The 17,391-nt window shown below is 56.5% G+C and carries 16 protein-coding genes; 10 read left to right on the top strand and 6 right to left on the bottom strand.

The genetic code is table 11. From position 1 onward, the window contains the following. Positions 1 to 34: 34 nt before the first annotated feature. From glp to ACKWJN_RS10310, 4 genes are all read right to left on the bottom strand, one after another. Entirely contained in the window at positions 35 to 1,315 is a 1,281-nt protein-coding gene (gene glp, locus ACKWJN_RS10295) for a gephyrin-like molybdotransferase Glp (RefSeq protein WP_408596605.1), read from the bottom strand. Next, the gene (gene mobA / locus ACKWJN_RS10300) at positions 1,312 to 1,950 is read right to left on the bottom strand and encodes a molybdenum cofactor guanylyltransferase MobA (RefSeq protein WP_408596607.1); all 639 of its coding nucleotides are present in this window, start codon (positions 1,948 to 1,950) and stop codon (positions 1,312 to 1,314) included. Before mobA ends, glp begins: the two co-directional genes overlap by 4 nt. A 3-nt stretch (positions 1,951 to 1,953) precedes the next feature. Then, entirely contained in the window at positions 1,954 to 3,117 is a 1,164-nt protein-coding gene (gene moaA / locus ACKWJN_RS10305; protein ID WP_408596609.1) for a GTP 3',8-cyclase MoaA, read from the bottom strand. A gap of 78 nt (positions 3,118 to 3,195) precedes the next feature. Then, the gene (locus tag ACKWJN_RS10310; protein ID WP_408596611.1) at positions 3,196 to 5,241 is read right to left on the bottom strand and encodes a sodium-translocating pyrophosphatase; all 2,046 of its coding nucleotides are present in this window, start codon (positions 5,239 to 5,241) and stop codon (positions 3,196 to 3,198) included. 220 nt (positions 5,242 to 5,461) lie between these two features. Here ACKWJN_RS10310 and ppa point away from each other — a divergent pair, with 220 nt between their 5' ends. The 5 genes from ppa to rlmD all read left to right on the top strand — a co-directional run bounded on the left by ppa (position 5,462) and on the right by rlmD (position 9,954). Next, entirely contained in the window at positions 5,462 to 5,998 is a 537-nt protein-coding gene (gene ppa / locus ACKWJN_RS10315; protein WP_408596613.1) for an inorganic diphosphatase, read from the top strand. A gap of 148 nt (positions 5,999 to 6,146) precedes the next feature. After that, positions 6,147 to 6,899, top strand: coding sequence for a 5'/3'-nucleotidase SurE (gene surE / locus ACKWJN_RS10320; RefSeq protein WP_408596615.1), 753 nt, complete (start codon positions 6,147 to 6,149; stop codon positions 6,897 to 6,899). 2 nt (positions 6,900 to 6,901) lie between these two features. Further along, on the top strand, positions 6,902 to 7,705 hold the full coding sequence (locus ACKWJN_RS10325) for a protein-L-isoaspartate(D-aspartate) O-methyltransferase (RefSeq protein ID WP_408596761.1): 804 nt from the start codon (positions 6,902 to 6,904) through the stop codon (positions 7,703 to 7,705). Between the two features lie 16 nt (positions 7,706 to 7,721). Beyond that, positions 7,722 to 8,555, top strand: coding sequence for a peptidoglycan DD-metalloendopeptidase family protein (locus tag ACKWJN_RS10330; RefSeq protein ID WP_408596617.1), 834 nt, complete (start codon positions 7,722 to 7,724; stop codon positions 8,553 to 8,555). Positions 8,556 to 8,562: 7 nt separating this feature from the next. Continuing rightward, positions 8,563 to 9,954, top strand: coding sequence for a 23S rRNA (uracil(1939)-C(5))-methyltransferase RlmD (rlmD, locus tag ACKWJN_RS10335; RefSeq protein WP_408596619.1), 1,392 nt, complete (start codon positions 8,563 to 8,565; stop codon positions 9,952 to 9,954). Positions 9,955 to 9,998: 44 nt separating this feature from the next. Here rlmD and ACKWJN_RS10340 read toward each other — a convergent pair whose 3' ends face one another. After that, positions 9,999 to 10,685 carry a Bax inhibitor-1 family protein gene (locus tag ACKWJN_RS10340; protein ID WP_408596621.1) on the bottom strand — a complete coding sequence of 229 codons (687 nt, stop codon included), beginning with the start codon at positions 10,683 to 10,685 and terminating at the stop codon, positions 9,999 to 10,001. A 174-nt stretch (positions 10,686 to 10,859) separates the two neighbouring features. Between ACKWJN_RS10340 and ACKWJN_RS10345 the strand changes: the two genes are divergently transcribed. Beyond that, on the top strand, positions 10,860 to 11,267 hold the full coding sequence (locus tag ACKWJN_RS10345; protein ID WP_408596623.1) for a GlcG/HbpS family heme-binding protein: 408 nt from the start codon (positions 10,860 to 10,862) through the stop codon (positions 11,265 to 11,267). 9 nt (positions 11,268 to 11,276) lie between these two features. Here the strand turns inward: ACKWJN_RS10345 and ACKWJN_RS10350 are convergent, their stop codons facing one another. Further along, positions 11,277 to 12,098 carry a pyruvate, water dikinase regulatory protein gene (locus ACKWJN_RS10350; RefSeq protein WP_408596625.1) on the bottom strand — a complete coding sequence of 274 codons (822 nt, stop codon included), beginning with the start codon at positions 12,096 to 12,098 and terminating at the stop codon, positions 11,277 to 11,279. 134 nt (positions 12,099 to 12,232) lie between these two features. Here ACKWJN_RS10350 and ppsA point away from each other — a divergent pair, with 134 nt between their 5' ends. The 4 genes from ppsA to rpsF all read left to right on the top strand — a co-directional run bounded on the left by ppsA (position 12,233) and on the right by rpsF (position 17,390). Beyond that, complete coding sequence (gene ppsA / locus ACKWJN_RS10355; RefSeq protein ID WP_408596627.1) at positions 12,233 to 14,623, top strand: phosphoenolpyruvate synthase; 2,391 nt, start codon at positions 12,233 to 12,235, stop codon at positions 14,621 to 14,623. Positions 14,624 to 14,704: 81 nt separating this feature from the next. Next, positions 14,705 to 14,968 carry a hypothetical protein gene (locus ACKWJN_RS10360; protein ID WP_408596629.1) on the top strand — a complete coding sequence of 88 codons (264 nt, stop codon included), beginning with the start codon at positions 14,705 to 14,707 and terminating at the stop codon, positions 14,966 to 14,968. Continuing rightward, positions 14,958 to 16,952: a VC_2705 family sodium/solute symporter gene (locus tag ACKWJN_RS10365; protein WP_408596631.1), complete on the top strand. Its 1,995-nt coding sequence runs from the start codon at positions 14,958 to 14,960 to the stop codon at positions 16,950 to 16,952. The genes ACKWJN_RS10360 and ACKWJN_RS10365 overlap by 11 nt, the downstream gene beginning before the upstream one ends. Positions 16,953 to 17,024: 72 nt before the next feature. Beyond that, positions 17,025 to 17,390, top strand: a complete 366-nt coding sequence (rpsF, locus tag ACKWJN_RS10370; protein ID WP_408596633.1) for a 30S ribosomal protein S6 — start codon at positions 17,025 to 17,027, stop codon at positions 17,388 to 17,390. Position 17,391: the final 1 nt, after the last annotated feature.

Genomic DNA, 17,391 nt, shown 5'->3' on the forward strand with positions numbered 1-17,391 from the left:
GCCGCCTGGCATCGGGTGTTTCTTGACGGTCTTGTCAGACCACGCCTTCAAACACCATCACATCCACTTCGTCGCCCACAGCGACGTTGCCTTGCGCGTGGTGCAACACGATCAAGCCATTGCCTTGCACCATCGAGCTGAGCACGCCTGAGCCCTGATTGCCCGTGGTGCGCACGTGCAAGCTGCCGTCCGCAGCGGTGCTGACCGTGCCGCGCTGGTACTCGGTGCGGCCTGGTTTTTTGCGCAAGGCCTCCAGGCTTTTGGCGCGCAACAGGGGGGGCATAGGGGCGGTGCTGCCCATCATGCGCAGCAGGGCAGGGCGAACAAAGGCCAAGAAGGTCACCATCACGGCCACCGGGTTGCCAGGCAGGCCAAACAACACCGAGTTGCCCAAGCGCCCCACGGCCATGGGGCGGCCTGGGCGCATGGCGATTTTCCAAAACGCCACGTCGCCGAGTTTCTTCATCATGGCCTTGGTGAAGTCTGCTTCACCCACGCTCACGCCGCCACTGGTGATGATGGCGTCGGCCTGAGCGGCGGCTTCAGAGAAAGCGGCTTCCAGCAACAGTGGGTCGTCGCGCACCACACCGAGGTCGACCACCTCGCAGCCCATGCGCGTGAGCAGGCCAAACACCGTGAAGCGGTTGCTGTCGTACACCGCGCCTTCGCGGGGCGCTTCACCCAAGCTCAAGATTTCATCGCCGGTTGAGAAGTAGGCCACCCGCAAACGGCGGTGTACCCGCACCTTGGGCGTGCCTAAGCTAGCGACCAGCCCCAGGGCTGCAGGCGTCAGGTGCGCCCCTGCATGCAAGGCCGCGTGGCCTTGCCTCAGGTCTTCGCCCTGCAAGCGACGGTTGTCACCGCGCTGAAACACGCCCGCAGGCACGGTGATGGTGGCGTCTGATTCGGTGTGGACTTGGCAAAGCTCCTGCGGCGCCACCGTGTCCAGGCCCTCGGGCAAGATGGCCCCGGTCATGATCTTCAGGCACTCGCCCGCTTGCACGCGGCCTTGCCAGGCTTTGCCTGCCAGCGCGGTGCCCACCACACGCAGGTGCAAGGCTTGGGTGGGCGTGAGTTGGCTGCCATCGAATGCAAAACCGTCCATGGCCGAGTTGTTGTGGGGCGGCACATGGATGGGCGAGATCACGTCATGGGCCAGCACCCGGCCCAGCGCGTCAAACAGGGGAAGGTCTTGTGCTTCGTGCGCAGACAAGGGTTGTGTCAACTGGGCCAAAAAGTCGCCCACCTGTGACACGGTCAGGGCTTGCGGGTCGTAACCCTGCAAGGCGGCTGCAATGTCGGCCAGGCTTTTCATGGGGCGGCGTTTTCCAGCGCTTGCAACTCCTGCAAGGTGTTGACGTTGCAAAAAGCCAGACGGTCGTCGGTGGGGTCATCAAAGGGCACCACCACGGTGTGGTGCTGGGCGGTCCAAGCATCGATCTTGCGTCCGCCGCCGTGGGTGAAGCGCACCAGGCTCTCCAGCAGCTCGCGCCGCAGCAGGCAAAACACCGGTTGCGTGCGGACCTGGACCTCGTCTTGTGCGTTGGTTTCGGGGGCTGCCGCCATGGCAATGTCTGCGTTGTCCGCCGCCAATGCGTCGCCCAAACGCTGAGCCAAGTCCAACGGAAAGCGCGGGCTGTCGCAAGGGACGGTCAGCAGGTAAGGCGTTTCGCAATGCTCCAAGCCCACCAGAAAGCCCGACAAGGGGCCGGCAAAGTCGGCCGAGGCATCGGGCCAGACGGACACGCCCAAGGACTCGTAGGCTGACAGGTTGCGGTTGGCGTTGACCATGACCTCGGCCACTTGAGGGGCAAGGCGCATCAGCGTGTGCAACGCGAGGGGCATGCCGTTGAAGTTTTGCAAGCCCTTGTCCACGCCGCCCATGCGGCTGCCGCGTCCTCCGGCCAAGATGAGGCCGGTGATGGTTTGAGCGGAGATGGCCGATGTCATGGCTTAGCCACCGATGTAGCTCATCTCAACCCGGCGCACCGCAGGGTGTGTGTCAGCAACTTGGCTGGCACGCAGTTCGGAGTAACGGTCGTCGCGGCCTTGCCAGATGTGACCGATGGCCGAGGCCAAATCCGCATCGGTGCTGTGGGGTTGGCGCAGCAACTGACGCAGGTCATAGCCCTGGCTGGCAAACAAGCAGAGGTACAACTTACCTTCGGTGGACAAACGGGCGCGGTTGCAGTCACGGCAAAACGCTTGTGTGACGCTGCTGATCACGCCCACTTCGCCCAAGTTCGGGTCGAATTGGCCCGACGCATCGGCGTAGCCCCAGCGCTGTGCGGTCTCGCCGGGGGCGCTGGGTTCAAGTGCCACCAAGGGGTAGGTTTGTTGGATCAAGCGAATCACCTCGGCTGAGGGCAACACGTCGTCCATGCACCAACCGTTGGTCGCACCGACATCCATGTACTCGATGAAGCGCAGCGTGATGCCGCTGCCACGGAAATGGCGGGCCATGGGCAAGATTTGGTCCACATTGGTGCTGCGTTTGACCACCATGTTGACTTTGAGCCCGCTGCTGCGGCCTTGGCTGTCAAGGCCCAAGCCTGCGGCTTGCGCTGCGGCAATGCCTTCCAACACATCAGCCACCGGAAAGTCCACATCGTTCATGGCGCGAAACACGGCATCGTCCATGCCATCGAGGCTGACGGTGACTCGGTTCAATCCTGCCTCTTTGAGGGCTTGCGCTTTGCGTGCAAGCAGTGAGCCATTGGTGGTGAGGGTCAAGTCGAGTGGAGCACCGTCAGGCGTTTTCAAAGCGGCCAGTTGCGCGATCAGCACTTCGAGGTTTTTGCGCAGCAAAGGTTCTCCACCGGTGAGACGAATTTTGCGCACGCCATGGCTTACGAAGACGGTCGCCAAACGGGTGATTTCTTCAAAGCTCAGCAAGTCGCTGTGGGGCAAGTAGGTGTAGTCTTTGTTGAACACCTCTTTGGGCATGCAATAGCTGCAACGGAAGTTGCAGCGGTCGGTCACGCTGATGCGCAAATCATGCAGGGGCCGACCCAAAGCGTCTGTCAATTCTCCTTGGGCGAGGATGGGCTGCGCAGGGACCACCGCAGCAAGGGCTTGGAGGCGTTGGTCAACCAACTCAATGACACGTTCAGACATGGGCCCGATTTTGCCTCAGCAAGCACCACAAAAAACAAAACCCGCCGAAGCGGGTTTTGTAGGTTCAGCAAGTGCTTGTCAAAGCAAGGGAACGATCAGCAAGGCCACGATGTTGATGATCTTGATCAGTGGGTTGACGGCGGGACCCGCCGTGTCTTTGTAAGGGTCGCCCACGGTGTCGCCGGTGACGGCTGCTTTGTGAGCTTCGCTGCCCTTGCCACCAAAGTTGCCGTCTTCGATGTATTTTTTGGCGTTGTCCCAGGCCCCACCCCCGGTGCACATGGAGATCGCCACGAACAAGCCCGTCACGATGGTGCCCATGAGCAAGCCGCCCAAGGCCGCGGCACCCAAGGTCAGACCGACGATGACGGGAACCACCACGGGCAGCAAGGAAGGGACGACCATTTCTTTGATGGCCGCTGTGGTCAACATGTCGACTGCAGCGCTGTAGTCGGGTTTGCGCTGGCCCGCCATGATTTGTCCATCGGCAAATTGACGACGCACTTCGACCACGACCGAACCCGCAGCCCGCCCCACGGCTTCCATGGCCATTGCGCCAAAGAGGTAGGGAATCAAGCCGCCAATGAACAGACCCACGATCACTTTGGGATCGCTCAAACTGAAGGCGATGTTGAGTCCTCGGCTTTCCAGCGAGTGGGTGTAGTCGGCAAACAGCACCAAAGCGGCCAAACCGGCTGAGCCAATGGCATAGCCTTTGGTCACGGCTTTGGTGGTGTTGCCCACGGCGTCCAGGGGGTCGGTCACGTCACGCACGGACTTGGGCAGCTCGGCCATTTCCGCAATGCCACCGGCGTTGTCGGTGATGGGGCCGTAAGCGTCCAATGCCACCACGATGCCGGCCATGCTGAGCATGGCGGTGGCAGCGATGGCAATGCCATACAGTTCGCCGAGTTGGTAAGCCGACAAGATGCCTGCGCAGACCATCAGCACGGGCCACGCGGTTGAACGCATGGACACACCCAAGCCTGCAATGATGTTGGTGCCGTGACCCGTGGTCGAGGCTTGTGCAATGTGCCTCACCGGTGGGTATTGCGTGCCGGTGTAGTACTCGGTGATCCAGACCAAGGCCGCGGTCAACAGCAAGCCGACAGCGCAGGCGCCCCAAAGCCGAATTTGGGTACCGGCACCCAAGGCGTCGTCGGGCATGATGGCGCGGGTGACGAAGTAAAAAGCTATCAAGGACAACACGCCTGCAACCGCCAAGCCTTTGTAGAGGGCGGGCATGACGTTTTTCATGCCGGGCGAGGCCTTGACGAAAAAACACCCCACGATGGAGGCCAAGATGGACACCGCACCCAGCATCAAGGGGTACAGAACAGCTTGGGTGGGGGCGCTGACCACCATCAGTGCGCCCAACATCATGGTGGCGATCAAGGTCACCGCATAGGTTTCAAACAAGTCGGCCGCCATGCCGGCGCAGTCGCCCACGTTGTCGCCCACGTTGTCTGCAATCACGGCTGGGTTTCGGGGATCGTCTTCTGGAATGCCTGCTTCGACTTTGCCCACCAAGTCAGCACCTACGTCAGCGCCCTTGGTGAAGATGCCACCTCCCAAACGAGCGAAGATGGAAATTAAGGAAGAGCCAAAGGCAAAACCCATCAAGGGGTTGAGCAAGGTGGCCAACGATTTATCGGGCGTGAGGTTGCCGTTGCCGACCAAAAATCCGTAAAACCCACCGACGCCCAAAAGGCCAAGACCCACCACCAACATGCCGGTGATGGCACCGCCCTTGAACGCCACATCGAGGGCTGGGCCAATGCCATGGGTGGCGGCTTGTGCGGTGCGCACGTTGGCTTTGACGGAAACGTTCATGCCAATGAAACCGCAAGCCCCTGACAGCACTGCACCAAACACAAACCCAACGGCAGTTTGCAAGCCTAAAAAGAAGCCAATCAAAATGGCCAAGACCGCACCGACCAATGCAATGGTTCGGTACTGCCTGGCAAGGTAAGCGGCTGCACCTTGCTGGATGGCTGCTGCAATTTCTTGCATTCGGGCATTGCCCGCGTCTAAGGAGAGGATGGAAGAGCGTGCCCAGAACCCGTAGATCACGGCGACCAGGCCACAAGCGAGCGCGAAAAGAAGCGCATTGTTGGCAGACATAAGAGATGTACTCCTTGATGTTGTTTCCCGGGGAGGTGGAGCCAACGCTTGGGTTGCCTAGGCACCACCGCTGCGTTGCTTCCTCCAGCCATTGAGAGATCTCTGCGCTGTGATTGGCCAACTCAGACACTTTAAAGCAAGTGCGTCGGGTGCGAAAGGCTTGTGAAAGTAAAATGGGGGTTAATCCGTAGAGTTTCTTTCAACCTTCCAACGAGACACCATGTCCTTAGATAACGTCAAACCCGGTAAAAATGTGCCCGAAGCTTTCAATGTGATCATCGAAATTCCGATGAACGCAGATCCTGTGAAGTACGAGGTTGACAAAGAGACCGGCGCCATCTTCGTCGATCGCTTCATGAGCACGGCCATGCATTACCCCACCAACTACGGCTACGTGCCACAAACCATCAGTGGTGACGGCGATCCGGTGGATGTTTTGGTGATCACGCCTGTGCCTTTGATCCCTGGCGTGGTGGTGCCTTGCCGCCCCATTGGCATTTTGAAAATGACCGACGAGGCGGGTGAAGACGGCAAAGTGTTGGCCGTCCCGATTGACAAAATCTTGTCGATTTACACCCAGTGGCAAAAACCTGAAGATCTGAATCCCTTGCGCTTGAAAACCATCGCCCACTTCTTTGAACATTACAAAGATTTGGAAGAAGGCAAGTGGGTCAAGATCAATGGCTGGGAAGGCCCAGAATCGGCCAAAAAAGAAATCATGGATGGCATTGCCAACTACAACAAAGCACACGCTTAACACCGTGATGGGTTGACCACTTGGGGGGGGGCGCCTCCCCAAAACAGCTGGGTTCATCCGCTTCTTCAAAGCCCATCTTTGGATGGGCTTTTTTGCGTTTTGTGCGCTCCACTAGCCTCTACAATTCGTGGTTAACCCTAGGGCTTGCATGAACATTTTGATTTCCAACGACGACGGTTACCAGGCCCCCGGTCTGGTGGCTTTGTATGAAGCGCTCAAAGATTTAGGGCATGTCGAGGTGGTGGCGCCCGAACAAAACAACAGCGCCAAGTCAAATGCCTTGACCTTGCATTCCCCTTTGTACGTGCATCAAGGGCTCAACGGCTTTCGTTATGTCAATGGCACACCGGCCGACTGTGTTCACATCGCTTTGACCGGCTTGCTCGGCTACAAGCCAGATTTGGTGGTGTCGGGCATCAACGACGGGGCCAATATGGGGGATGACACCATCTACTCCGGCACGGTCGGGGCGGCCATGGAAGGTTATTTATTTGGCATTCCAGCCATTGCTTTTTCGCAAGTTGAAAAGGGGTGGGCTCACTTGGATGCGGCAGCCGCCAAAGCACGCGTTTTGGTCGAGCAGTTGATGTCGCAGCAGTCTGGTGCAGCGGACCCTTGGTTGCTCAATGTGAATATTCCCAGTCGGCCACTTGAGCAGATCAAAGACCTGCGTGTGACGCGACTGGGGCGTCGCCATGCGGCCGAACGTGTGATCACCCAAACCAGCCCCCGTGGACAGACCATGTACTGGATCGGCAGCGCAGGAGCGGCCAAAGATGACAGCGATGGCACTGACTTTCATGCCACCTTTGAGGGGCACCTCTCTGTCACGCCCTTGCATGTGGACTTGACCGAGCACGCAGAACTGCCCACTTGGCGCCAGCGTTTGGCACGGGCTTGATGATGAAGCCGCGTCCCAGCTTTCCGGCCCGTTTGGATTCGGACAAGACCTCCAAGCCACCCGAAAGCTTGCTGGGTGCCACACGCGTTTTGACCCCTCAGTCGCCCATGCGAACCAAGCCTGTGCCAATGGCAAGTCCTGTCGGGGTGGGGTTGGATTCTTCGACGGTGCGCGCGCGCATGGTGCAAAAATTGGCTGCCCAGGGTGTGACGGATGACGTGGTGTTGGACGCCATGGGCCGGACTGAGCGTCATCGCTTTGTGGACAGTGCTTTGGTCAACCAGGCTTATGAAGACACCAGTTTGCCAATAGGTCTGGGACAAACCATTTCCAAACCCAACGTAGTGGCCCGAATGATTGCTTTGCTGCGCGAAGCGCCGGGCTTGCAGGGTGAAGCCCCGTTGGGACGGGTGCTGGAGATCGGTACGGGCTGTGGTTACCAAGCCGCCGTGCTGTCACACGTGGCACGCGAGGTGTACAGCATTGAGCGTTTGCGCGGTTTGCATGACAAGGCACGCGAAAATTTGAGGCCTTTGCGACTGCCCAATGTGCATGTGATTTTTGGTGACGGCATGTTGGGTTATCCCAAGGGGGCGCCTTACAGCGCCATCATTGCAGCGGCTGGTGGGGAGGCTTTGCCGCAAGCTTGGATCGATCAGCTGGCCGTGGGTGGGCGCATCGTGGCGCCCATGCAAACCACCCAGGGTCAACAAGCCCTGTTGGTGATTGACAAAACGCCTCATGGTGTGCATCAGAGTTTGCTCGAGGCGGTGCACTTCGTGCCTCTAAAATCTGGGGTTGCTTGACGTGGGAGAACATCGGATGTTGCGTGCTGGACTGTGGGTGATGGTGGCCTGGATGACCCTCGTGGGAATGTCGGGTTGCGCCAGCAAAGGTCGCCCGGCGCCAGTGGAAGACAGAACCTCCGCCAACTCTGCGCCTGCCAACAAGCTGATTTTGGGTGCTGAGAATGCAGGCAAGGCCGGTTTTTATACCGTCAAACCTGGCGACACCCTGATTCGCATTGGCATGGACCATGGCCAATCCTGGCGGGATTTGGTGCGTTGGAATGGTCTTGAAAACCCCAACCTGATTGAAACAGGGCAGGTCTTGCGGGTTGTGCCACCTGGCCAAGATATGGTCGTCGTTCGTCCGGTTTTGCCTTCTGCTCCGATGACCAACGCCTCCGCGGCATCTGCCAGTGTTTCCGTTGCCCCCACCAAACTCCCGGTGTCTCCTGCTCCCGCTTTGACACCGCCATCAACACCAGCCGCAGATGCGACGGAGGAAGCACTGGTTTTCAAATGGCCTACGCGCGGTAATTTGATTGCGGGTTTCGATGAGGTCAAAAACAAAGGCTTGGACATCGCAGGCAAAGCGGGTGACCCGGTGTTGGCCGCTGCCGATGGCCGCGTGGTGTATGCCGGTTCGGGTCTGCGCGGCTATGGCAACCTGATCATCCTCAAGCACAACAACACCTATCTCACGGCCTACGCTCACAACCAAGCCTTGCTGGTGAAAGAGGACCAAGCCATCAAACAAGGGCAAAAAATCGCTGAAATGGGCAACAGCGACGCCGACCAGGTGAAGCTCCATTTTGAAATTCGCCGCCAAGGCAAGCCGGTGGACCCCACCAAATATTTGCCCGCTAACTGAGTCTGATATGTCGAATTCGGCCGATACGGTATGGCCTGAACATGCCTTGCACATTGAATCCATGGACCTTGACGCCCAAGGGGTGGCCCATCGCGCCGATGGCAAGGTGGTGTTTGTGGATGGGGCCCTCCCATTTGAGGTGGTCAGTGCCAACATTCACCGCAAAAAAAACAATTGGGAGCAGGGCTCGCTGATTGAGGTTTTTCGTGAATCATCCCAACGCGTGACGCCGGGTTGTCCGCACTTTGGTTTGCATGCCGGAGCCTGCGGCGGTTGCAAGATGCAGCATTTGGATGCGACAGCCCAAGTGGCTGTGAAGCAGCGAGCGGTGGAGGACAACCTCTGGCATTTGGGGAAAGTCAAAGCAGAGACTTTGTTGCGCCCAATTCAGGGGCCCGCTTGGGGTTACCGTTACCGTGCCCGTTTTTCGGTGCGGTATGTGGTCAAGAAGGGCGTCGTGTTGATAGGCTTTCACGAGCGCAAGAGTCGCTATGTCGCCGATACCCAGCATTGCCCCATCTTGCCGCCACATGTCGAGGCGTTGCTGATGCCCCTGCGCGACCTGATCGGACGCATGCAAGCGCGTGAGACCTGTCCCCAAATTGAATTGGCCTGTGGCGACCACGTCACGGCCCTGGTTTTGCGCCACCTCGAACCTTTGAGCGATGGGGACTTGACCCATTTGCATGACTTTGCCGTCCAGCACCATGTGCAATGGTGGTTGCAGCCGAAGGGGCCAGACACGGTTCGTTTGCTGGTTGACCAGCCGTCAGAGCAGCTGTCCTACGCACTGCCTGAATATGGCATCACCATGCCATTCAAACCCACGGATTTCACGCAGGTCAACCCCCATATCAACCGTGTGTTGGTGACCCGAGCGTTGCGATTGTTGGATGTGCAAGCCCATGAGCGCGTGATCGATTGGTTTTGTGGCTTGGGAAATTTCACCTTGCCATTGGCAACGCTTGCGCGCGAGGTGTTGGGTATTGAAGGCAGCGAAGCACTGGTCGTTCGATCACGCGAAAATTTGCTTCACAACCAAAGCTTGCATCAAGCTTCTTTGGCGCCAACGCAATTCGTGGCTCGTAACCTCTTTGAGATGACACCAGAGTTGTTGATCCAAGACGGAGTGGCAGACAAATGGTTGGTCGACCCGCCTCGGGAGGGTGCTTTTGCTTTGGCACAAACATTGGCTTCATTGAACGAGCAACCCGAATTACGCCAAGGGTGGCTGCCTCCCAAACGCATTGTGTATGTGAGCTGTAATCCAGCCACGTTGGCACGCGATGCAGGGTTGCTGGTGAACGTGGCTGGTTATCGTTGTACGCATGCGGGCGCCGTGAATATGTTCCCGCACACGGCACACGTAGAAAGCATGGCCGTTTTCGAGTTGGCATAAAAAAAGAGACCCGAGGGTCTCTTTTTTTATGCGTGAGCCAGGATTTATTCGCGCTCGCCACCAAAAATGCCCAACAAAGCCAACAGACTTTGGAACACGTTGATGACGTCCAGGTACAAAGTCAGCGTGGCGCTGATGTAATTGGTTTCGCCGCCATCCACAATTTGCTTGAGGTCGTACAGCATGAAGGCGCTGAATATCAGCATCGACAGCATGGAGATGACCATCATGCCGGCTGAAGAGCCCACAAACATGTTGATGATGCTGCCGACCATGAGCACCACAACGCCGACCATGAGCCATTTGGCCATGCCAGAGAGGTCACGTTTGATGACCGTGGACAAGCTGGCCATCAAGAAGAAAACGCCGGCAGTCCCACCAAAAGCGGTCATCACCAATTCGGCGCCATTTTTAAAGCCCAGCACCATGGCGATCATGCGAGAAAGCATCAAACCCATGAAGAAGGTGAAGCCCAGGAGCACGTAGACCCCGGTGGCGCTTTCTTTGGTGCGTTCGATGGCGTAAATGAACCCAAAGGCGCCTGCCAACATCAAAATCATACCCATCACGCCGGACAGGGCGTAGCTGATGCCAGTGGCGACACCTACCCATGCACCCAAGACGGTGGGCAGCATGCTCAGCGCGAGCAGCCAGTAGGTATTGCGCATCACGCGATTGCGTTGTTGCGCCGGAAGTACGTCGTAGTCAAAGCTATGGACTTGGTCGTTCATCTCACGATCTCCAGAAACACCTGCACATGCAGATGGCTGATATTTTAGGGCTGAGTTGCCGAAGTCAAGGACAACCTACTTTTTGGGAGGTTTATTTCTTGAGTTTGCAACTGGGCTCACCGCGACAAAACGTTATGCTCTGGCCCTGTTGTTCAACTGATAGGTATAAACACCATGAAAACAAAGCATGTTCTTGAGTCTGCGGACGTCAAATTGATTGCCGCCGCTGCTGAGGCGGAAGCCCTGAAAAATCAGTGGGCTGTGACCATTGCCATTGTGGACGATGGTGGCCATTTGTTGGGCTTGCAGCGCTTGGATGGGGCGCCTCCCTTTTCTGCCCATATGGCTCCCGCGAAAGCCAATACCGCGGCACTCGGACGACGCGAGAGCAAGATTTACGAGGATGTGATCAATGGCGGGCGTGTGGCGTTTCTGAGTGCGCCAGATTTGAATGGCTTGCTTGAGGGCGGCGTGCCGATTCTGAAGGACGGACAGTGCATTGGAGCTGTCGGCGTGAGTGGCGTGAAGTCAAACGAAGACGCTCAAATTGCCAAGGCTGGTATTGCAGCCATTGGCTTGTAAACAGGTCCGTCAGTAAATCAGCCGTTCAGGGCTGATCTCTTGCAGGATGGTGGTGGCAATTTCTTCAATGCTCTTGTGTGTTGTGGAGAGCCACCTGATGCCTGCTCTGCGCATCATGGCTTCGGCTTCTGACACCTCGTCCCGACAATTGGGCAAGCTGGCATACCTGGAGTTGGGCCGTCGTTCATTTCGAATTTCACTCAGACGTTCAGGTTGAATCGTCAATCCGAATATTTTCTTTTTGTGGGGCATCAATGCCGGGGGCAATTGACGGCGCTCAAAGTCTTCGGGGATCAACGGGTAATTGGCCGCTTTCAGCCCGTATTGCATGGCCAAGTACAAGCTGGTGGGTGTTTTGCCGCTGCGACTGACACCCACCAAGATCACATCCGACAACTCCAAGTCCCGGTTGAGTTGCCCATCGTCATGGGACAGGCTGAAGTTGATGGCTTCGATCCGGTCGTGGTATTCCTTGCTCTTGCTGGCATCTGAAAACCGACCGATGCGGTGGTTCGAGGTGATGCCCAGTTCTTTCTCAAGTGGGTTGACGAAGGTGCCAAACATGTCCAGCAACATGCCCTTGCACCCTTCAGTGATGACGTTGAGGACTTCCATGTTCACCAGGGTGGTGAAAACAATCGGTTTACGTCCTTCGACTTCAGCGGTGTGGTTGATTTGACGAACAGCTTGGTGCGCCTTGTCCACGGAGTCGACAAAGGGCAGGCGAACATGGCGGAACTTCAACTCAAACTGCGCCAAGATGGCATTGCCAAATGTTTCGGCGGTGATGCCAGTGCCGTCTGAGACGAAAAAAACGGTGGGGTTGGGCATGAAAACTTTCTGTGTTGGCGACCTACAATGGGACATTATCCAAATTTAGACATGCGACAACCCAACCCCCTCCAAGAATTACAAGGTTGCAGCCGCCGCATGGTCTGGTCGGTTTTAACTTCTGGAGCTTTCCCATGTCTGCACTTTTCAGTCCGACCGCCTTGGTCGTTCCGTTTGAAAACCTGAGGATGACCGACGTCGAGTCGGTCGGCGGTAAAAACGCCAGCCTCGGCGAGATGATTTCGCAACTTCCTTCCGGTGTGCGTGTCCCCACGGGCTTTGCAACCACTGCCCACGCCTTTAGAGAGTTTTTGCAGCATGACGGTTTGACTGAGCGCATCAACGCACGCTTGCAAGCCTTGGATACCGACGATGTGCGTGCTTTGGCCCAAGCGGGGGGCGAGATTCGCGCGATGGTCGAGGCACAACCTTTCCCGGCAGATCTCGAGAAAGCCATCCGTGAGGCCTTCATCACCTTGTCATCAGGCAACCCAGAGGCCTCTTTTGCCGTGCGTTCTTCTGCCACAGCCGAAGACTTGCCTGATGCCTCGTTTGCTGGGCAGCAAGAAACATTTCTGAATGTGCATGGCATCGAGGATGTGCTGCACAAAATGAAAGAAGTGTTTGCCTCCCTCTACAACGACCGAGCCATCAGCTACCGCGTGCACAAGGGTTTTGCCCATGCTGATGTAGCTTTGTCGGCTGGCGTGCAACGCATGGTGCGCTCTGATTTGGGGGCCGCAGGCGTGATGTTCACCATCGACACCGAGTCTGGTTTTGAAGATGTGGTGTTCATCACATCAAGCTATGGATTGGGAGAAACTGTGGTGCAGGGCGCCGTCAATCCAGATGAGTTTTATGTTCACAAGCCGATGCTCCAAGCGGGCAAGCGGGCAGTGATTCGACGTAATTTAGGCTCGAAGCTGATTCAAATGGAATTTGCGACGCCTGAAGAGAAAAAGGCCTCTGGCAAATTGGTCAAAACAACCGATGTGCCCACCGAATTGCGCAATCGTTACTCTTTGACCGATGACGATGTTGAGCAGTTGGCCCGTTACGCCATGGTGATTGAGCAGCACTATGGCCGTCCGATGGACATCGAATGGGGCAAAGATGGCACCGACGGTCAGCTGTACATCTTGCAGGCACGTCCTGAAACTGTGAAGAGCCAACAAAAAGGCCAGTCCGAGTTTCGGTACAAACTCAAAGGCCATGGTGCTGTCTTGGCTGAGGGGCGCGCCATTGGGCAGAAGATTGGCACAGGCCCTGTGCGTTTGGTTCACAGCATCAGCGAGATGGACCAAGTGCAGGCGGGCGATATCTTGGTCACCGATATGACCGACCCCAATTGGGAACCGGTGATGAAGCGTGCCAGCGCCATCGTCACCAACCGGGGTGGACGGACATGTCATGCCGCCATCATTGCCCGTGAATTGGGGATCCCGGCTGTCGTTGGCTGTGGGGACGCCACAGAACTTCTCAAGGACGGCACCTTGGTGACGGTGAGTTGTGCCGAGGGAGATACCGGCTTCATTTACGACGGTTTGCTCGAAACCGAAGTGACCGAAGTTCAGCGTGGCACGATGCCCGACATCAAGACCAAGATCATGATGAACGTGGGCAACCCACAGTTGGCATTTGACTTTTGCCAACTGCCTAATGAAGGCGTGGGCTTGGCGCGTTTGGAGTTCATCATCAACAACAATATCGGCGTTCACCCCAAGGCGATTTTGGATTACCCCAATGTGGATGCTGATTTGAAGAAGGCCGTTGAATCGGTCGCACGTGGGCATGCCTCTCCCCGCGCTTTTTATGTCGACAAAGTGGCCGAAGGCGTGGCGACCATCGCCGCAGCCTTTTGGCCCAAGCCTGTGATCGTGCGTTTGTCAGACTTCAAATCCAATGAGTACCGCAAGTTGATTGGCGGCAGCCGTTACGAACCCGAAGAGGAGAACCCCATGCTGGGTTTTCGTGGTGCAGCCCGATACATCAGCGAAGACTTTGGTGAAGCGTTTGCCATGGAGTGTGAGGCCTTGAAACGTGTGCGACTTGACATGGGACTGACCAATGTTCAAGTGATGGTGCCTTTTGTTCGCACCTTGAAACAGGCTGAGCGTGTCACCCAGTTGCTGGCTGATCACGGATTGAAGCGTGGCGTCGATGACCTCAAGCTCATCATGATGTGTGAGGTCCCCAGCAACGCCATCTTGGCGGAAGACTTCTTGCAATTTTTTGATGGTTTTTCTATTGGATCCAATGACTTGACGCAGCTCACCTTAGGGCTTGACCGCGATTCGGGCTTGGAGCTTTTGGCCGCTGATTTCGATGAGCGAGATCCTGCTGTCAAGGCTTTGCTCACCCAGGCCATCAGCGCCTGTTTGTCCCATTCCAAATACGTTGGCATTTGTGGTCAGGGACCCAGTGACCACCCCGATTTCGCGCATTGGCTGGCGGATCAGGGCATCAGTTCAATCTCCCTCAATCCCGACAGCGTGATTGAAACTTGGAAGTCTTTGGCAAAGTAAGCCTAGAGATGAAACGGATGAGACGCACCTCGGGGCAATCCTAGGGTGCGTCTTTGCTTATAGCTGTTACAACGCTCTGTGATGTACAAGCCAACGCATGCTCCTTTCGAAGACTTGGGTGAACAAGCCATCCCCACAACGGCCCCAGGGGTGTTGTCCCAGCGCACGTGTGTCGGCTTGTTTTTGCTGGTGTTCGTGACGGTGGTCGCTTTGGCTGCGGCTTGGTTCTGGCCCGATCGAACGGCTCTTCATTTCTGGTTGGTCGCACAAGCCCTGCCGGTGTTTTATGCCCTGTTGGCTTGGTGGTGGGCGCGTCAACCGGCGGAGTCCCTGTATGAGTTTTAGGCCTTGGCGATGGCGTTTGGTCCTGGCAGGCTTGATGGGGTTGACGACCTTGTCCTTGGCGCTTTGGCTGGCAGACTTGCTGGGTGTCTCCAAGTCCCTGATCAATGGGTTTTTTTTGGTGGCGTCGATCATTGGTTATGCCTTGATCGGTCTGTTTTGCCGAACCAGTAACCCCGATGAATATTACGTGGCAGGGCGTCGTGTCAGCGCGCCTTTCAATGGCATGGCCACTGCGGCAGACTGGATGTCCGCCGCATCATTCATTGGGTTGACTGGGTTATTGCTCTCGGATGGTTTTGTTGGCGATGGTCGTCACGCCGGCGGTCTTGCTTATGTTCTCGGATGGACCGGTGGTTTTTGTTTGTTGGGATTTTTGTTCGCTGCCAAGCTCAATAGGTCATCGGCCATCACCATTCCTGACTTTTTAGGTCGGCGCTTTGACAGCACTGCCGTTCGATGGCTGGCTGCATGGGGGGCGATCCTGTGCTCCAGTGTTTATTTGATAGCCCAGATTTATGGCATCGGATTGGTTGCCTCCATGCTCTCGGGTTTGACTTTTGAATTGGGCGTGTTCTTGGCTCTGGGGGGCATTTTGCTGTGCTCTTTTTTGGGGGGGATGCGGGCGGTCACTTGGACTCAAGTGGTGCAGTGCGTGGTCATCGTCGCGTCTATGGTGGCTTTGGGCGTTGCGGTGTCATGGAAGACCCAGGGCCATCCGGTGTTGCCTTTGGCTGCGGCGCAGTCCTTGCACTCCATAGAGCGCCGAGCCAAAGAAATTGAGGCTGATCCTGCAGAGCAACTCACGCGGCAGGCGATTGCAATACGTATTCAAGATTTGGACCTGAAGATCGCGGATCCAATTGCCGCTCGCGCTCTAGAGCGGCAATTGATCGCACGAAAAATTTCACAAGCCAAAGCTGAGGGGGCAACTTTGCGTGAAATCCAAGCCTTGGAAAGCAACCCGGCTTGGCGAGAGACCGGGGTCGACCAACTGACTCAGGCATGGTGGACTGAGCGTGAACATTTGACTCAGACGCTCAATCGACCGGTTGGGTTTCAAGCGCCTGGCTTGACAGGATGGAACCAAGGCTGGGTGAACACGGTTGCCTTGGTGTTTTGTTTGATGGTGGGGACCGCAGCTTTGCCGCACGTGTTAGTGCGTTCCTATACAGCTTCAAGTCCGGTACAAGCGCAGCGTTCCGTGGCCTGGGCCTTGATTTTCATTGTGGTGGTTTATGCGTGTGCCTCAGCCTTGGCGGTGTTGATCAAGTCTTTTGTCTTGACAGAGTTGGTGGGTGTGAATATCGACCAATTACCTGATTGGGCGGATCGACTCAAATTGCGCAAACTGGCATTGCTGACCGTCGAAGACTTCAATCAGGACGGCACGGTGCAGTTCTCTGACGTCCGATTCTTCAACGATTACGTGGTGCTGGCTGTGCCCGAAATCGCGCGTTTGTCGCCCGTATTCACGGGTTTAATTGCTGCTGGGGCTTTGGCTGCGGCCTTGTCGACGGCAGACGGCCTGTTGCTGACCATTTCTAACGCATTGGCGCAAGACTTGTACTTTCAGACGGCGGCGCCACAAGCACCCCCTTTGCGGCGGGTGATGTTGTCCAAAATCTTGCTCATGGTGGTGGCTTTGTTGGCGGCTTGGTTCGCGACCCATCGTCCGGTTAATATTTTGTTTTGGATCACCTGTGCTTTTTCATTGGCCGCATCCACTTTCTTTCCTGTGCTGCTGTTGGGAATTTATTGGTCAGCCATGAACCGAGTGGGGGCCATTGTTGCCATGATCTCGGGATTGGGCCTGTCCTTTTACTACATCGTTTCCAATCACCCTTGGGTACACATGAAGCTGCAACTCCGGCCTGATGACACGGTTTGGTGGGGACTGGATCCAACCTGCGCCGCTGTTTTTGGCGTTCCAATGGGCTTATTGATGGGGTGGCTGTTTAGTAAAATCTCTTCAAACAAAAATTGACTATAATCGTAGGCTTTCCCTTGCTACACCACGTCTGACGCCGTGGGTGGCTTTAACCCTCAAGGAGTGTCCATGCGTCATTACGAAATCATTTTGCTGATCCACCCGGATCAAAGCGAACAAGTGCCAGCCATGCTGGAGCGTTACAAAGGCATGATCACCGCAGGTGGCGGTGCCATTCACCGTATGGAAGACTGGGGCCGACGCCAGCTGTCTTACATGATCAACAAGTTGGCCAAAGCCCATTACATCTGTTTGAACATCGAAGCAGATCAGGCGGTGATGTCTGAACTCGAGCATGCATTCAAGTTCAACGATGCTGTGTTGCGCCATCTGACCGTGTTCAAGAAAAAGGCTGACACAACGCCTTCTTCGATGATGAAAACGGTTGAGCGCGAAGAAGCCCGCAAAGCTCAACAAGCCGAGTTCTCGGCCTAAG

The organism is Limnohabitans sp. (assembly GCF_046052825.1).
Taxonomy (GTDB): Bacteria; Pseudomonadota; Gammaproteobacteria; order Burkholderiales; family Burkholderiaceae_C; genus Limnohabitans.

Coding starts and splice junctions, on each gene's coding strand:
- ACKWJN_RS10330 (WP_408596617.1), top strand. CDS start 7,722: ATGTTGCGTGCTGGACTGTGGGTGATGGTGGCCTGGATGACCCTCGTG.
- ppsA (WP_408596627.1), top strand. CDS start 12,233: ATGTCTGCACTTTTCAGTCCGACCGCCTTGGTCGTTCCGTTTGAAAAC.
- ACKWJN_RS10350 (WP_408596625.1), bottom strand. CDS start 12,098: ATGCCCAACCCCACCGTTTTTTTCGTCTCAGACGGCACTGGCATCACC.
- surE (WP_408596615.1), top strand. CDS start 6,147: ATGAACATTTTGATTTCCAACGACGACGGTTACCAGGCCCCCGGTCTG.
- ACKWJN_RS10340 (WP_408596621.1), bottom strand. CDS start 10,685: ATGAACGACCAAGTCCATAGCTTTGACTACGACGTACTTCCGGCGCAA.
- glp (WP_408596605.1), bottom strand. CDS start 1,315: ATGAAAAGCCTGGCCGACATTGCAGCCGCCTTGCAGGGTTACGACCCG.
- ACKWJN_RS10360 (WP_408596629.1), top strand. CDS start 14,705: ATGTACAAGCCAACGCATGCTCCTTTCGAAGACTTGGGTGAACAAGCC.
- rpsF (WP_408596633.1), top strand. CDS start 17,025: ATGCGTCATTACGAAATCATTTTGCTGATCCACCCGGATCAAAGCGAA.
- ACKWJN_RS10310 (WP_408596611.1), bottom strand. CDS start 5,241: ATGTCTGCCAACAATGCGCTTCTTTTCGCGCTCGCTTGTGGCCTGGTC.
- ACKWJN_RS10325 (WP_408596761.1), top strand. CDS start 6,902: ATGAAGCCGCGTCCCAGCTTTCCGGCCCGTTTGGATTCGGACAAGACC.
- rlmD (WP_408596619.1), top strand. CDS start 8,563: ATGTCGAATTCGGCCGATACGGTATGGCCTGAACATGCCTTGCACATT.
- mobA (WP_408596607.1), bottom strand. CDS start 1,950: ATGACATCGGCCATCTCCGCTCAAACCATCACCGGCCTCATCTTGGCC.
- ACKWJN_RS10345 (WP_408596623.1), top strand. CDS start 10,860: ATGAAAACAAAGCATGTTCTTGAGTCTGCGGACGTCAAATTGATTGCC.
- moaA (WP_408596609.1), bottom strand. CDS start 3,117: ATGTCTGAACGTGTCATTGAGTTGGTTGACCAACGCCTCCAAGCCCTT.
- ACKWJN_RS10365 (WP_408596631.1), top strand. CDS start 14,958: ATGAGTTTTAGGCCTTGGCGATGGCGTTTGGTCCTGGCAGGCTTGATG.
- ppa (WP_408596613.1), top strand. CDS start 5,462: ATGTCCTTAGATAACGTCAAACCCGGTAAAAATGTGCCCGAAGCTTTC.